At 36.9% G+C, this 15269-nt stretch carries 15 protein-coding genes; 5 read left to right on the plus strand and 10 right to left on the minus strand.

Features of this window, described 5'->3' with window-relative positions; all coding sequences use genetic code 11:
* The first annotated feature begins 73 nt into the window (after positions 1-73).
* The 4 genes from FTU79_RS10705 (at position 74) to FTU79_RS10720 (ending at position 4303) form a co-directional block, all read left to right on the plus strand.
* Positions 74-853, plus strand: a complete 780-nt coding sequence (locus FTU79_RS10705) for a DUF4184 family protein (RefSeq protein WP_180049986.1) — start codon at positions 74-76, stop codon at positions 851-853.
* Positions 854-1013: 160 nt separating this feature from the next.
* The gene (gene aspS / locus FTU79_RS10710) at positions 1014-2798 is read left to right on the plus strand and encodes an aspartate--tRNA ligase (protein WP_180049989.1); all 1785 of its coding nucleotides are present in this window, start codon (positions 1014-1016) and stop codon (positions 2796-2798) included.
* A 294-nt stretch (positions 2799-3092) separates the two neighbouring features.
* Positions 3093-3959, plus strand: coding sequence for a lysophospholipid acyltransferase family protein (locus FTU79_RS10715; RefSeq protein WP_180049991.1), 867 nt, complete (start codon positions 3093-3095; stop codon positions 3957-3959).
* 125 nt (positions 3960-4084) lie between these two features.
* The gene (locus FTU79_RS10720; protein ID WP_168378747.1) at positions 4085-4303 is read left to right on the plus strand and encodes a hypothetical protein; all 219 of its coding nucleotides are present in this window, start codon (positions 4085-4087) and stop codon (positions 4301-4303) included.
* Positions 4304-5072: 769 nt separating this feature from the next.
* Here FTU79_RS10720 and FTU79_RS10725 read toward each other — a convergent pair.
* The 5 genes from FTU79_RS10725 to FTU79_RS10745 all read right to left on the minus strand — a co-directional run bounded on the left by FTU79_RS10725 (position 5073) and on the right by FTU79_RS10745 (position 8921).
* Positions 5073-5693, minus strand: a complete 621-nt coding sequence (locus FTU79_RS10725) for an alpha-ketoglutarate-dependent dioxygenase AlkB (protein WP_180049993.1) — start codon at positions 5691-5693, stop codon at positions 5073-5075.
* Positions 5680-5925 (minus strand): Ada metal-binding domain-containing protein, encoded by a 246-nt coding sequence (locus FTU79_RS10730; RefSeq protein WP_180049995.1) that lies wholly within the window; start codon positions 5923-5925, stop codon positions 5680-5682. The genes FTU79_RS10725 and FTU79_RS10730 overlap by 14 nt, the downstream gene beginning before the upstream one ends.
* Before the next feature lie 2 nt (positions 5926-5927).
* On the minus strand, positions 5928-6659 hold the full coding sequence (locus FTU79_RS10735; RefSeq protein ID WP_180049997.1) for a 2OG-Fe(II) oxygenase: 732 nt from the start codon (positions 6657-6659) through the stop codon (positions 5928-5930).
* On the minus strand, positions 6646-7491 hold the full coding sequence (locus tag FTU79_RS10740; RefSeq protein ID WP_180049999.1) for a methylated-DNA--[protein]-cysteine S-methyltransferase: 846 nt from the start codon (positions 7489-7491) through the stop codon (positions 6646-6648). Before FTU79_RS10740 ends, FTU79_RS10735 begins: the two co-directional genes overlap by 14 nt.
* Positions 7492-8036: 545 nt before the next feature.
* A complete protein-coding gene (locus FTU79_RS10745; RefSeq protein WP_180050002.1) occupies positions 8037-8921 on the minus strand; it encodes a polysaccharide pyruvyl transferase family protein in 885 nt (294 codons plus the stop codon).
* 101 nt (positions 8922-9022) lie between these two features.
* On the opposite strand from FTU79_RS10745, the gene FTU79_RS10750 reads away from it, so the two are divergent.
* Positions 9023-9916, plus strand: coding sequence for a hypothetical protein (locus FTU79_RS10750; RefSeq protein WP_168378745.1), 894 nt, complete (start codon positions 9023-9025; stop codon positions 9914-9916).
* A gap of 1 nt (position 9917) precedes the next feature.
* On the opposite strand, the gene FTU79_RS10755 is transcribed toward FTU79_RS10750, so the two are convergent.
* The 5 genes from FTU79_RS10755 to FTU79_RS10775 all read right to left on the minus strand — a co-directional run bounded on the left by FTU79_RS10755 (position 9918) and on the right by FTU79_RS10775 (position 15201).
* Positions 9918-10910: a glycosyltransferase gene (locus FTU79_RS10755; protein ID WP_168378744.1), complete on the minus strand. Its 993-nt coding sequence runs from the start codon at positions 10908-10910 to the stop codon at positions 9918-9920.
* A 2-nt stretch (positions 10911-10912) separates the two neighbouring features.
* Positions 10913-11566, minus strand: a complete 654-nt coding sequence (locus FTU79_RS10760; protein ID WP_168378743.1) for a YrbL family protein — start codon at positions 11564-11566, stop codon at positions 10913-10915.
* Positions 11550-12569 (minus strand): glycosyltransferase, encoded by a 1020-nt coding sequence (locus tag FTU79_RS10765; RefSeq protein ID WP_168378742.1) that lies wholly within the window; start codon positions 12567-12569, stop codon positions 11550-11552. Before FTU79_RS10765 ends, FTU79_RS10760 begins: the two co-directional genes overlap by 17 nt.
* A 171-nt stretch (positions 12570-12740) precedes the next feature.
* Positions 12741-14219 carry a phosphoethanolamine transferase gene (locus tag FTU79_RS10770; protein WP_180050004.1) on the minus strand — a complete coding sequence of 493 codons (1479 nt, stop codon included), beginning with the start codon at positions 14217-14219 and terminating at the stop codon, positions 12741-12743.
* An 88-nt stretch (positions 14220-14307) separates the two neighbouring features.
* Positions 14308-15201, minus strand: coding sequence for a mitochondrial fission ELM1 family protein (locus FTU79_RS10775; protein WP_180050006.1), 894 nt, complete (start codon positions 15199-15201; stop codon positions 14308-14310).
* Between the last annotated feature and the right edge of the window lie 68 nt (positions 15202-15269).

Genomic DNA, 15269 nt, shown 5'->3' on the forward strand with positions numbered 1-15269 from the left:
CATTCTAATCTGCCCAAATCATATACACTCACCTATACCACATTGTATTTATTCATATATTTATTTTAGTTCAATGCCTTTTACCATATCCCATGCTGTACTCGCACCGCCTATTTCCAAATTAAGCGGAAATCGCCTGCCTATTGCAGCACTCGCAATTGGTAGCATGGTGCCAGATTTATTCCGTTTATTTACCAATGCTGACTATGCAGGTTCACATCAATGGTCGGGGTTAATTGTTCCAAACTTAATCCTTGGTTTGCTGTTTTGTATGCTGTGGTATGTGCTCTATCGCCCGATGTTATTTGCTTTTTTTGGTTTAAATAAGCCGCTGAATCTACAGAATTTCAATCAATGCTGTGGGTTTATGCTCAGTCTCATCCTCGCACTCATCATTGGAACTTCGACGCATATTGTTTGGGATGGCTTGACCCATGTTGACTTTCGTACCTTTGCATTTAAGGATCTATTGAGTCTACCGATTCAATTTTTCGGTCATTCATATCCCTTACATCGTGTGTTGCAAATTGGATTATCTGGCTTGGCACTCCCCGTTTTGGCATGGATGATTTATCGTCATCATCTTCATTATCGAAGTACAGTAAGCATCCCCACATCCATCAAAGTCTATGTATATGGTTTAGCGGCCCTGTCTTTAGCTGCGGGCATCGCAAGTTATTTTTATTTTGCTGACAGTATTTATTCTGATGCCTTTGTACACGACTTGTATGCCTATGTCGGCAAAGCCATTAATTATTTTTTCCGTGCATTTTTAGCCACGTTTAGCTTCGGTAGTCTGATATTTCTGATCTTAAACAAGAGCACCAATATTTTTTCAACGTCATCGGCTTAAGCCCATCATTGACCGAAAATTTGCTGTAAATTTGGCAGTTTTAGCAATAAGTCCTTGTGACAAAACAGCCAAAAAGAGGCATAATCCCCTATTCGAATAAAAGCGGTGCGCTGTTTACGCATTCGCTGACCTTAACCCATATAGTTGGATTTCTAACGCTATGATGCGAACTCATTACTGCGGCTCACTTACTGAAGCCCAAATCGACCAAACCGTTACATTATGCGGTTGGGTTCACCGTCGCCGTGACCACGGTGGTGTAATCTTCCTTGACATGCGCGACCGTGATGGCCTTGTTCAAGTAGTGATTGACCCTGATACTCCTGAAGCTTTCGCGACTGCTGATAAATCACGTTCAGAATTCGTATTAAAAATTACAGGCCGTGTACGTCGTCGTTACGAAGGTACTGAAAACGCGAATATGACTAGCGGTCAAATCGAAGTTCTTGGTAAAGAAATCGAAGTTCTTGCTGGTTCAGAAACTCCGCCATTCCCATTGAATGACGACAATACAAATATTTCTGAAGAAGTACGTTTGAAATATCGTTTCTTGGATATCCGTCGTCCAGAAATGTTAGATCGTCTTCGTTTCCGTTCTAAATTGACTAACCTAATTCGTAACTACTTCGAAGAAAATGGTTTCTTGGACGTTGAAACACCAATTTTAACGCGTGCGACTCCTGAAGGTGCACGTGACTATTTAGTACCAAGCCGTGTTTCTAACGGTAGCTTCTATGCGCTTCCACAATCTCCACAACTATTCAAACAGTTGTTAATGGTTGGCGGTATCGATCGTTACTACCAAATTGCTAAATGTTTCCGTGATGAAGACTTACGTGCTGACCGTCAGCCTGAATTCACACAAATCGACGTTGAAACATCGTTCATGAGTGACGATGACATTATGGATTTGATGGAACGTTTAACGGTTAAGATGTTCAAAGAACTTCTAAACGTTCAGTTCGACAAGTTCCCACGTATGACTTATGCAGATGCAATGCGTGACTATGCATCTGATAAACCTGACTTACGTATTCCTTTGAAACTTGTTGATGTTGCAGACATGATGCAAGACGTTGAGTTCAAAGTATTCGCAGGTCCTGCTAAAGACCCTAAAGGCCGTATTGTTGCGCTTCGCGTACCAGGTGCTGGCGCGCTTCCACGTAGCCAAATCGACGAATATACTAAATTTGTTGGCATTTATGGCGCGAAAGGTTTGGCTTACATCAAAGTCAACGAGCTTGAAAAAGGTATTGAAGGTCTTCAATCTCCAATCGTTAAATTTATCGAGCCTATCGTACTTGATCTATTGAAACGCGTTGGTGCTGAAAATGGCGACATCGTATTCTTTGGTGCGGACAAAGCGAAAATCGTAAATGATGCGATGGGTGCTTTACGTATTAAAGTCGGTCACGACATGAAACTTGCAACTTGCGAGTGGGCGCCACTTTGGGTTGTTGACTTCCCAATGTTCGAAGAAACTGATGACGGTAAATGGACGTCTGTTCACCACCCATTCACGCTGCCAAAATCAAGCGTTGAAGAAGTGAAGAACAACCCAGGTGCTGCACTTTCTGTTGCTTACGATATGGTATTGAACGGTACTGAAATCGGTGGTGGTTCATTACGTATCTTCAACCTAGAAATGCAAAAAGCGATCTTTGAAGCGCTTGGTATTTCTGAAGAAGAAGCAGAAGAGAAATTCAGCTTCTTACTTAACGCATTGAAATTCGGTGCGCCTCCTCACGGTGGTTTGGCATTCGGTCTTGACCGTCTAGTCATGTTGATGACTGGTGCATCTTCAATTCGTGACGTGATTGCATTCCCGAAAACTAAAACTGCTGAATGTCCATTGACTCAAGCACCAGCGCCAGTTGAGTCAACTCAACTTCGTGACCTTGGTATTCGTTTACGCGAAAAACCAAAAGCTGAAGAATCTAAATAATCTTACATTTTAAGATTTAGATTTTAAGGTTCAAAAAACCCTGCGCTATGCAGGGTTTTTTTATTTCAACCTACAAAACATAAATTAAAGATTTGATTGACTTTGCTAATATCAAAATGATTCAACTGCGTTATGATGTTGCACTACATCCTTTGGGCAATGGATAGCTCAATTTTCCACTTCCAATTATTTTGTTTTTAGATTCAGATCTTTTTATACTTTTCACTGAATAAGTCCGGTCTCTTGGCAAAATTTATTTTATTCCATGCTGTAAATTTTGAGACCTTGTGATCCATGTACTTTATATTCAAAATCATCGCGCTATTGCCACTTTGGCTGTTACAAAACTTCGCCTTGATGATCGCGTTTATTCTTGACCTGTTTAACTCATCAATCAAACGTATCACTAGCATCAATATTCAACTGGCCTACCCAGATATGTCAGCGACAGCGAAGAGACAGCTCGTCAGTCAAAGTATCCGCAGCCAATGCCTGACCTATATTGAATTTATTAAATGTTGGGGTATGCCACCAAGTTATAGCCTGAGCTTACTGAAAAATATTTATGGTGAAAATATCCTCACGGAAGCACTTGCGAATAAAAAAGGTGTCATTGTTGTGGTTCCGCATTTTGGCTGTTGGGAACTACTCAATGCATGGCTCAACCTGTATACAGAACCGATGATTATGTATAAACCGAATAAAAATAAAGGGATCAATCGTTATCTGTTAGAAGCACGAGAGAAGTTCAATGCAACCTTAGTCCCGACAGATGAAACAGGGATCCGTGCCATTTTTAAACATTTAAAACAAGGCGGCCTAACGGTGATTTTACCAGACCATTTACCAAAGCCTTCAGGCGGCATTTATTCCAATTTTTTTGGGCAAAATACCTTATCGATCACACTTGTTTCAAAACTTGCTGCAAAAACCCAATGCAATGTCATCGGCTTAAGTTGTATCCGACAACCCAACTTAAGGCACTTTGATGTGCATTGCCACCCCTTAGCAGACGAGATTTTATCTAAAGATTTACAATCGTCTGTCGACGCGCTGAACATCGCGATGCAAGACATCATTAACCAAGCACCAGAACAGTATATCTGGTCTTATAAACGCTTTCGGGTCTGCTTTGGCAACATCAATATGTACCGCAAATAAAGGCGATCTAAACAGAACTCAACCTTAAGATTTGTGTATCACGCGCTTGGATTAATCTTATTCAATTGAGATCGATTATCGACAGTGGCATAATAGCCTCAATTTCCACTTTAAGTGATTCTCCTATGGCTATGCGTCCTGAAGTCCGTCGTCGTGCAATCGTCTTGATTGTTTTTTCTGTCGTACAATGGTTGTTCATGCGCTACATTTTAGCCAACGAATTATTTAACTTAACCACCTATAACCGTATTGTTTTATTCTGTGTCAGCAGCCTTGCAGGTGCTTTATTAATCTTTGTCGGTTTGATTTATATGGTGTTGAAAGGTAATGCGGAGAAGGAATGACTCTATTCCTCTTTTTCCCAAAATAAAAATTATACAGGTTGGCATCTGTAGGTATTTTATAATGGCAACCAAATACATATACAAGCTAAGCCAATTGGACTTTCATCGTTACGCCTTAGCTTGTCATATCAGGTTGAAATTTTTATAGAATATTCCACTCCACAACTGGGATTTTCAACTAAGCACCTGATTTTATATAGCCGTCAACCCATATGATCAGAGAAAGTTTTAAATTCACTTTAGCATCTATTTCGATAATTTTTTAGAATCATATTTCTTACCAACACATAAAATACCAGCCAACTCTATATCGAATGCATCAAGTAGATTCGGTGCAATTTATACATTATCTGTCCCCCATAAGTATCCTCAGCTAAATGTATTTTGAGGTTATTTCCAAAGATGTTTATTTGCAATACGGAGTGTACCAACTGCATTTTGATGAGCATCAGCCTCAATAAACAAGCACTCTAAATCATCAGATTTTGACATTTATCCAAATATTTTTAGTAAATTGCAAAATCAATAACTACTTGGATATCTATTCTTCTTTCATCTGAACATTTTTTTCTGTTTTTAAGGTTAAATGAAACTATACAAAGATGTGGAACATTGTTTAAAAAGTAATCGTGAAACACCATTAACTATTAAAAATCCAAATACATTTGAGTTGGGATTTATAAAATAAATTAACACATTGAATTATATTAAATAAAAAATTGAATTACGTACGACTTTCATTATGTTAATTTTAGGTAAAGTTAAAAATCTAGGTTTTAATATCATAATTTTCAATTTGCCGAAAAGTTAAATTAATACGGGCTGTTGTAACTCGCTTACTTGGTGGTAAACGATGTAACCAGTGAGTCTGTGTCGAATCCTTCATCACCAATAAACTGCCATGTGCTAAAAATAACTCTCTCTTTTCTTTGGTCATTTTATGTTTAAAAGCAAATTTTCTTTCAGCCCCAAAGCTAAGAGATGCAATTGCACCATTTTTTTTTAAATCAACTTCTCCATCACTATGCCATGCCATACTTTCATTGCCATCATGATAAAGATTTAACAAACAGGAATTAAACGTTTCCCCCGTCAATTGCTCGACCATTTTTTTCAATTCAAGTAATACAGGACTCCAAGCCAAAGCGTGTTTTGTCGTTTTTGAATAGGTATATGAGAACGGGTGATCGCCATACCAAGCAACTTTACGTTTAGTTATGATTCGCTTTCCATAAATGACCGCTTCATCATGTTTCCAAGCAATTGAACGAAATAACTCATCAAAATATGTATTTGCTTGCTGTGATGTCAGAATCTGACCGAAATATAAAACCGTGCCGTCATAGGGCAATAGGTTTTTATGGAGATTTTCTTGCTCAAACATATCCATTTTTCCAGTCCATATACGCTTGTTTCATGCAATGTCCACAAGGACGGTAGCCTTGTGCAAGTGCTTCAACTTCATCTTTAAAAAAAACACGGTTCTTGCGTTTCATACGTTTGCCTGATCGACATCGCAACGAGCCATATATTTTTAAGTTCAGATTTCCTCCAAACAAGATTTTTTCCTGTCGAAGCAAACCATAAAGCTCCTGATCAGTAATCATTTCATGACGTATCATCTTTAGCTCACTGCATCATGAAAAATAATACCTAATGTATAACGCTCTCCATGATGTAACGGGCTGACTCCATGTTTCATATTGACCCGATAATAACCACGAGTCCCTTTTTCTGGTTTGAAGTGTGTTGTAAAAATGAGTACATCACCTTTTTGCGGCTGTAATACCGTGGCTTTGGATTGAGCGCGCGGAATTTGCTGAGTTAAAACAAATTCTCCACCTTGATAATCGACATTCACTTGGTTCAGAAATATCACCAGTTGAATCGGGAAATACACGTCACCATAGAGATCTTGATGCAAAGTATTAAAACCATCTTTGCGGTACTGTAGAATTAATGGGGTTGCTTTCTGTTGTCCATTTTCGTGACATTGTTGCAGTAATTCTTGATGCGTTTCTGGGAAAATCGTATTCAAATTCAGCACCTTAATCCATACATTAGCAATAGGCATAAGATAAGAATACATCTGCGTTCGTAATTGATGAATCAAGTGTGGCAGAGGATAAGTAAAGTACTTATATTCTCCTAATCCAAATCGATAGCGTTGCATATTCACGGTCTTACGATATAGCGTGGGATGATCATAATTGTTTTTTACAAGGTCACATTGTTCCTCAGTTAAAAACTTTTCGAGTACTACGAAACCATGTTGATGCATCGCCTCAGTAATAGCATTCCAATCGAGTTGAGCCAATCTAGCTTTAAAATATTCTTCTAGCTCAGTGAGATGCATGGGTTTTCACTCCTTCCCAACCAATGATGGCTGTTTTTCGCGTTGTTCCCCACATGTAACCACCAAAATGTCCTGATGATTGAATCACCCGATGGCATGGAATGAGAAATGCAACAGGGTTACTTCCTATTGCAGTTCCTACGGCACGCGAAGCTTTGTTATTGCCTATGTCCTTTGCAATTGCACCATAGGTCGTCAATTCACCCATAGGGATTTTTAGTAGGCTTTCCCAAACTTTAAGTTGAAATTCGGTGCCCTTTAGATGCAGCTTAATTTCGGATAGATCTTGATGATCCGACTGCAAGATAGAGACCGCTTTTTTCTGCAATTCATCTTGTTGCTGGACAAATTTTGCCTTTGGAAATTGTGCTTTAAGCTGTAAAAAAGCTTCATCATAATTCTCAGTGAAAGCCATATAACAAACACCTTTAGCTGTTGAGGCAATCACAATAGAACCAAAGAGTGTCTCTGAGAAACTATAATTAATTTGTAACGACTCTCCACCATTTTTATATTCAGCAGGAGTCATTCCTTCTATCCTTATAAATAGATCATGCAAACGGCTCGAGCTTGAAAAACCAGTGTCGAATGTAGCATCTAACACACTATTTTCTTTATGATTTTTTAAAATTGATTTTGCATGTTCCAGGCTAATATATTGCAGGAACTTTTTAGGGCTAATACCTGCCCATTCAGTGAAGATCCTTTGAAAATGGGCTTGGCTTAGATGAATATGTTCTGCAATTTCAGATAAGGTTGGTTGTTCTTTGAAATTCTGATTAATATATTCAATTGCCTTTGCAATGCGAATATAGTTTGTATCTTCTAACATTGTCATGTACCGCTTTTTTGGGCCTAAGAACAACATTAACAAATAGAACGGCTGAGAAAAATCCGATTCTTGCTATGAGTGAGAAATGCTATTTAATTTTATTTATCATAATGGTGATTATGCGAAATCGAAATGTTCGAACCCATTTAAAGTGTCCAAGTTAGATACGACTCGCTGTTTATTTATTTGTATGATTTGGTGTCCTTTAGGATAAGAATCTGCAGTAATTTAGATATTTTTGACTAATAACTAAATTTATAAAAATTTGAATTTGAATTACCAAAATTTTCCATTACTTATGCCAAAGTCAGTCGATCCCAAGTCTATAAAAAATCACTTCAAAAGTTGATCATAAATTTTACTAAAATAAATATATACATTTAGGAGAAGAGACTTCAGCTTAAACGAGTGTTGATCTTTCAGTTTTGTGCGAGGCATAGCGAGAAGTGAAGTTAGTGTAATTATGTAATTAATTAGATTCAGCTTTCTCACTATTTTTTGAACATTATATTTCAACAGCCCCTAAAAAATATTGGTCTTTATAATTACAGTGGGAAACTATTTTTTAAATCATCTAATGAAATATTAAATTTACCTAGGCGTCCCGTATTAGCGTGTAAATGAATAAAGTCCGGATTAAGACACTCATAACTAACATCTACGGGCAAAATTTGTTCACCATCTTTAAAAATCGAAAAAAAATCATAAAACTTAAATTTATCACCAACCAATTGATCTTCAGAAAACCGCAACCATCTCCATGGAACTTCATAGGCTTGGGCAATGATTAATCCATGCAAGGAACTTGATAAACAAACATCAGCACTCGCAATTTCATCAATCACTTTTTCTGGTGACTGCATTACATCCACGACATGTATATCATCACAACCTGCCAATTTATTCTTAACTTCCTGATAATGTATATGATGTGGGCAAATTGCGATTTTTATATCCAATGAATGTGGTTGATAATAATCTGAAATAAGCAAAGCTGGATCACCGTAAACATTAGGCACTTTCCAGTTCAATTTATTTTGAATTTCTTGTTGAGTTAGCGTTCCTCTCACCGCATGTATTTGGGGAATAAAAGAGCTTTTTAAACGCTTTAATATCTTCTTTTGTTCCAAAGGAGCAATAAGCCCACTCCCCCAAATATCAACAACTCCTTGATCTTCCGTGATATGGCCCAAAATAGAGCCTACACTAAATAAACTCTCATTAACGCGTTGGTCTCTAGTATTAATTACAACACGATCAGTCATTAAGCCAATTAACCATGGGCCAATCCAATCGCCAAAGTTTTGATTAACATCCCACCAATATGCAAATATAGGTGGTTTAGCGTTGATCAATCCATCTTTATTAATTGTTAAACATGCCTGATTTTCAAATCCTAAAGGCTTTTTTTTCCGAGAAAAAATACTCATTCTTTATACTACATCACGGTTTCACATCAAGGATAACAAAACAATAAATTTGAATAAATATCTAATATAATAAAGATTATATACTTTTATCCGAGTTTACTATGTCTTTATTTCGACGTCTTGCAAAAAAATACTATAAATCCCAAGAAAAAAAGAGAGATAAAGAGTTTAGGTCGCGTTGGTATCTTCGCTTCGGTAAATTAGAATCCAGTTTTGAAGCCAGTCTCATTCCGTCATTACATGAAATTTATGCGCCTGAGGGACATGTCTACGCTGATCCATTTATCGTAGAAGAAAATGGACATACTTATATTTTTATTGAAGAAGTGGCACCAGATCATCCTGTTGGTTTTTTGTCAGTAATGGAAGTATTTGAAGATGGTACATACACTGAACCCAAAGCTATTATTCAGTGCTCTTATCACCTTTCTTATCCTTGTATATTCAAACATGAAGATATTTGGTACATGATTCCTGAAAGTGCAGCCAACCAAAGTATCGAGTTATGGAAATGTACAAATTTTCCATATTCTTGGGAATTTGATCGTACATTAATAAGTCATATAAATGCTGCAGATACTACACCGTATTATCAAAATGGAATGTGGTATCTATTTACCGCGATTAAAAATCAAAAATCAAAAAAATATGGTAATGAACTCCATATTTTTTACAGTGAGAATCTACTGAGTAGTGATTGGCAACCACATCCTCAAAACCCAGTTAAAAAAGGCATTGTGCAATATCGCCCAGGTGGTCACTTGAGCATGATCAACAATAAATTAGTCCGCCCATCACAGGACTCTCTGAAACGCTATGGTGGCAGCTTAGACCTCAATGAAGTTACAAAACTTTCTCCAGAACACTACGAAGAGAAATTTTGGATGAAATTAGATAGTGAGTGGCACCCGAATGATAATGGCTGTCATACCTTTAATATTTTTAACCAACATATTGTGATAGACGCAATTCGTGAAACCCCTAAAAAACTTTAACTTAATTTTGATACAAATTTTCAGTTTGCTGCAACATTGATTCAAATTTTAGGTTTTGCTCTGCTTTTATAAATGCTGCTTCGAATAGAGGGAGCATTTCAGCTCTAGGTTTTAATTCCCTCGATATCAAGTTCGCCATCTGTTCACTCGAATTCGGTTCACAGATAAACTGCCCATCAATAAAGTCAGGCACCATCCCAACATCAGTCGATAGAGTTGGTACGTGACTCAATAGAGCTTCAGCCAAAGTAATAGGACCACCTTCTTTTAAAGAAGAAATTACGAAGCAATCTACCTGAGCAAGTAAATCAGAAATATCTGACCGAAAACCCAATAGTTTTACACGATCATTTAAGTTAAGTTGGTCGATCTGAGTTTTCAGCGATTGGTACTGAGTCCCATCCCCTACAATCCATAATTCAGCATTGATATTTTTCCAAGCATCAATCAGGATATGAAAGCCTTTCACTGTTTCCAATCTACCAATCGCCAAGGCAATGGTAGGCTGATTTTCACATTTCACTTTATTATTAATTTGATTAATATCTTGATCTACACCATTCCAAATCACATGAACTGATTTTGAAATCGGAAATTTTGCTTTAATTTTCCCACTCACAGCAATGATGTCATCAAACGCCATGAATGGTTTTAAATTACTTTTCATCCCATGTACGGTGACAATCTTTTTACAAGAAAACTGCTTTAACCACGGTGCTAAAATACTTGCTGCTTTACTTGCCTGAACATGTAAAACGTCTGGTTGAAGTTGCTTTATTTGTTTAACTAACGCATAAATGAGAAACGGATTCCAGCGACTTCTAGAAAAATCAAATGGATGTAGTGTGATATGACCACTTAGTTTTTGTTGATAGGAACGATCTGCAATTAAATGAACTTCATGACTTTGCGCCAATCCACGACATAAATCTAATGTATGTTTTTCCAACCCCCCCATACCACCATTCGTTGCCATGACCTGTACAATTTTCATGATTACTCCGACTTCATATTTTTTTGTATCAACTGCTTGAGACGCTCTGCACGGCGACGAAGTTTTTTATGCATTAAGAAATCAGACCAATAAGACCATGGAATAATCTCCTTACTCTTTAATGTTGATTTAACATCAATACATTTTAATCTAAGCCCACCTCGATGATGTTGAACAACTAAATTACCCGAGTTTAAATCAAATAGTGGAATATTATGTTGAATTAGCCAATCCGTTAACTGATCAATCGAGTGACATACAGCCTCTATATTCAATGGTATTTGATGCTTGAGATAATGATGAAGACTAAGCGATACCTCACCTTGCTCATCCCGAATTAACTCACAACTAAGAATTAGTTGTGCATGAACAACTTCTAACTTCAAACAAGAGGCAATAAATTGATGTAATTCATGCTCATCAATACGTCTTTTTAAACGCTGATATGCACTCCATTCAATGTAATTTTCATTAAACCGATAAAAATGAGCGCTTAAAAAGCGTTGGATTTTTTGGCGAAAATTCTTAATTTGACGTTGTTCTGGAGGTAAATCTATTTTTAAACACACCTGAGGATCGGAAGGTGAAATCACGCAATAACGATTTGCTCCCGCCCCCAAATACTCTGCTGACTCTAACTTAGCAACTGAAAACATGATCCTTCCATTCATAGTCTTCGGTATAAGGCTGTGAGAAAATAGTCTCTAACATGAACTTTGTGACACGTTTTGAACTATAGCTAGAATGCGTTCTGTTCCAACCAGCTTCAGCAATCACTTTTGCTTCCTCGGGATGATTCACATAATATTGAACCTTATTTGCTAAATCATCAACATCACTAAAATACACCACTTCTTTATCTGAAAATAACGTCTCAAATCCAGGAATATGAGGTGTGAAGGTCAATAACCCATTACCTGTCAGTTGTGTAATACGATCTGATGTATATAAATCTAATGAATTCGCACGTGAATAGTTTAAGCCCATACGGGATTGACTTAAAACTTTAAAATATTCCGCACCAAAAACTTTTGGATCTTCATCAAAACCGCAATAACGTGTAGGAATATGTTTAATTTTTTGTTGCAAACTACGAATAAATTGAGTACGTTCCACATCAGAAGATGAACCACAAAAGACCAATTCATTCACAAATTCATTTTTTTCAAAATTTTTTAGACTATCAACAGCATCCAGACTCATATTTGGCATATAAGCCACTTTATTGCCATTTCCTAAAGTCTTTAATAACTCACCACTTGTGGTGACAAAAATACAATCTAAATAAGGCGACCATTCTTTAATAAAATTCGCTTTCTTATCTACGCAAATCCAATCAACATACCAAAATGCTACTTTCGTTTTGGGATATTGTGCTTTAACTTGTTTTAACGTTTCCGTACTCAATAATGATGAATGGCCTATTAGGATTAAATCTGGTTCAAAATTTTTTACAACTTTTAATACTTCTTGATTTGCCCATTTTTTACCAACTTTTTTAGTGCGCCAAATGGTGCCATAATAAGCCATATCATGAAAAGAGAAGTCATAAACATGATGACCATTTAAAATCAAACCTGCCGAAATTTTTCTGTCTGTATTATAAAATTCAGCCCCAGATTTTTTAAAAGCAAAATTATTGATATGTAATATTTTCATAAGTTAACTCTGCAATCATATTTTAACATAATTAAAATTTCTTTCTTAATCTTACCTGGGTAATTCAATTATAAATAACCTCTAACAACAAATTAAAAGTGATTTATCAATTCTGCTAAGACTTACAAATAAAACAAAAAAAATCAATTCATTTTTATTTTTTGCTGTAAATCATTGCGCTTCGCTTTCATTTAATTTTTTATATGGCACATAATCATCCCAATCAAAAACGGTGACATTTTGATTGTCTTCGATATTCGCCAACGATTTTTTAGGATCTAATAATGGTGTTTTCACCCCCAATAAATCTGCATAAATATGCATATAATCATAGGCACTCACAGTCTTGTTATAGTGGTTTTTGGCCTGCGCATCGCTACGTAATACAAAAAATGGAACCTGATAATTATCTTTAAATTCATTATCTACATGATATGAATCTTCATCCACGGTCATACCATGATCAGAAAAATAGGTCACACTGAAACTACGCTGATCAGCCTTCAAAGAGGTATATATCTGTTCTATAAAGTGATCCAACTTATTGATCGAAGATAAATAACAATTAATCGTTTCAGGTTTATTCGCATACATACGTGGTGCCTTAAACAGACGTTCACAAGCATCCGGATGTGAACCCATCATATGAATAAAAATTACATTTTTTTGATTGGCATATTTTTTTAACTGGGCCTGTAATATTTCGACCATTTTGTCGTCATCAATATTACTCGACATATAGTTACCACTTTTCAGGAAGAACTGATGATCGGCATGAATGGCAATTTTAGAAATCGCCGTATCATTTTTCCCCATAAATCCCTGATTTGAAATCCATATGGTGTTATAGCCCGCTTGTTTTGCTAGCGTCACAACATTTTTTGCAATCTGCGGTTCACGATTTTGATCAACCAAAGTCAGCGTTCGAGTCAGACTGGTGACCGTATTCGGTGCAGTTGCGATGTAATGATCTACAACATCCAGTGGCATCTCATTTAAAAAAGGTGTGGTATCGTCTTTCGAACCGTAGAGTGATAAATGATCTCGCTGAACACTCTCACCAATGATAATCACTTGATTGTCATAGCTAGCATTCACCTGCTGAATTTCCCAATCGATATCTTGCAAATTATCTTCAAGGAGTTTGGCCTCTTCTTGTTTATATTTAACCGTCGCCATTGCAGTTTGAATACCAAACACACTAACGCCGTTAGCAATAAAGATAAGTGTCAAAATCAGCTTGGGATAATTTCCCTGATTAGATTGATTAAAAAATAAAACATAAAAACAAAGGCTTAAGAAAACAACAAAGGCAAAAACAATATATTTAGGATCGACTACAGATAAAAACTCAAAGGCTTCATTGGTATTACTTTGAAACATCGATGCCACGATTCCCAAAGACATATGCCCTTGTAAGAACCCTGTCCCACTTGCAATATACAGGCTAATGACAAAAAATAGCGCAAGGAAAATGTACTTAAAAATAGAACTATGTAGTTGTTTTACTGCAATGAAAAAAAACGTACTCGAAAGAACCAAAACAAAGAATAAAGGAGCATCTTTGATTTCAGATAAATAGTCCCAAAAACCTAAGCCAACGCAAAACCCAATTGAAAGCAAAAATGGAAACAAATAGGTTTTTAGCATTGACCGGACAACCCTGTAATATTATTCAAACATTTCCAAGATAGACTGAAATGTTGGTAGAAATTTTTCGTCGGGTATTATCTATACTTTAGGGACCGAGTACAATCTTTTTGGCGATACGGTCAGTTTCTTTAAATTCGGTAGCGAGATTCAAATCAGTTAAAGTGGTCTGTAACGACACCAAGCCTTGTTTTAAAATTTCATCTACCGACTTGGTAATCCGGTCTTCCTTCAACCGATCCACTTCAATCACCCCGACTTTACAACCCGCGGTGAGAGCCTCGTAAATCATTGAAACACTATCTTCAGTCACCCAAACTGCTTCGGCTTTTTGCATTTCTTCAAAAATCCAACCTTGCGGAGTGTCTTCAACTGGGAAAATCTGTACTTTTTCAATATTCTTTAACTGTTTTAATTCTGCTAAAAACGCTTTTGGTGTGCGCCGTGAAGTGGTCAAAATGATTTGTGAATTTGGATTCTGCTCGACTATTTGTTCAATCGCTTGGAGTACTTTAGCAGCATTCCACTGATGGCGTTTTGAAGAGCCCCCCAAGGCGATAAGGATTCGACCATGCTGATGCCGCTCCTCATTCACAATAGGATTTAACGCACCCTGTGTGGTCAGTACTTTATTTGATGCCTGAATACCATCGTGCTGTGGAATTACTGCATAATCAAACCATGCAAACGGCAAGCTGGGCTTCATTAAAATAATAGTTTTGGCTTTGTTATACACTTTGCCTAACAGCCATACTCGAAAATGTGTATGGCTGCCGACGCCAAAAATATAAGTTGGCTCGTGTTCTACGGCATGAAGCTGATGGCTAAATAGCGCAGAAATAAGTGTCACTATAGGCAAATCATCAATTGAAATTTCTTGAAATGTGACTGCTTCCTGAGATTGGCGCTGCATGGCTTTAAATAAACCCAAAGCTTGTGAGCGATGTCCTGCTTTACCATCACTGACATAAACAATATGCATAGTCACTTTCCCAAAAATTCAATGTCTTCAAGCCAATAAAAAAGGCGAAACTTAGTTTCGCCTTTTCA

Origin of the sequence: Acinetobacter sp. YH12144 (assembly GCF_013418345.1) — a bacterium.
Lineage (GTDB): Bacteria > Pseudomonadota > Gammaproteobacteria > Pseudomonadales > Moraxellaceae > Acinetobacter > Acinetobacter amyesii.

Excerpts from the sequence above, each read along its gene's own strand:
- aspS (WP_180049989.1), top strand. The coding sequence starts at position 1,014 with ATGATGCGAACTCATTACTGCGGCTCACTTACTGAAGCCCAAATCGAC.
- FTU79_RS10705 (WP_180049986.1), top strand. The coding sequence starts at position 74 with ATGCCTTTTACCATATCCCATGCTGTACTCGCACCGCCTATTTCCAAA.
- FTU79_RS10770 (WP_180050004.1), bottom strand. The coding sequence starts at position 14,219 with ATGCTAAAAACCTATTTGTTTCCATTTTTGCTTTCAATTGGGTTTTGC.
- FTU79_RS10715 (WP_180049991.1), top strand. The coding sequence starts at position 3,093 with ATGTACTTTATATTCAAAATCATCGCGCTATTGCCACTTTGGCTGTTA.
- FTU79_RS10775 (WP_180050006.1), bottom strand. The coding sequence starts at position 15,201 with ATGCATATTGTTTATGTCAGTGATGGTAAAGCAGGACATCGCTCACAA.
- FTU79_RS10725 (WP_180049993.1), bottom strand. The coding sequence starts at position 5,693 with ATGGATATGTTTGAGCAAGAAAATCTCCATAAAAACCTATTGCCCTAT.
- FTU79_RS10750 (WP_168378745.1), top strand. The coding sequence starts at position 9,023 with ATGTCTTTATTTCGACGTCTTGCAAAAAAATACTATAAATCCCAAGAA.
- FTU79_RS10730 (WP_180049995.1), bottom strand. The coding sequence starts at position 5,925 with ATGATACGTCATGAAATGATTACTGATCAGGAGCTTTATGGTTTGCTT.
- FTU79_RS10765 (WP_168378742.1), bottom strand. The coding sequence starts at position 12,569 with ATGAAAATATTACATATCAATAATTTTGCTTTTAAAAAATCTGGGGCT.
- FTU79_RS10745 (WP_180050002.1), bottom strand. The coding sequence starts at position 8,921 with ATGAGTATTTTTTCTCGGAAAAAAAAGCCTTTAGGATTTGAAAATCAG.
- FTU79_RS10720 (WP_168378747.1), top strand. The coding sequence starts at position 4,085 with ATGGCTATGCGTCCTGAAGTCCGTCGTCGTGCAATCGTCTTGATTGTT.
- FTU79_RS10735 (WP_180049997.1), bottom strand. The coding sequence starts at position 6,659 with ATGCATCTCACTGAGCTAGAAGAATATTTTAAAGCTAGATTGGCTCAA.
- FTU79_RS10740 (WP_180049999.1), bottom strand. The coding sequence starts at position 7,491 with ATGTTAGAAGATACAAACTATATTCGCATTGCAAAGGCAATTGAATAT.
- FTU79_RS10760 (WP_168378743.1), bottom strand. The coding sequence starts at position 11,566 with ATGTTTTCAGTTGCTAAGTTAGAGTCAGCAGAGTATTTGGGGGCGGGA.
- FTU79_RS10755 (WP_168378744.1), bottom strand. The coding sequence starts at position 10,910 with ATGAAAATTGTACAGGTCATGGCAACGAATGGTGGTATGGGGGGGTTG.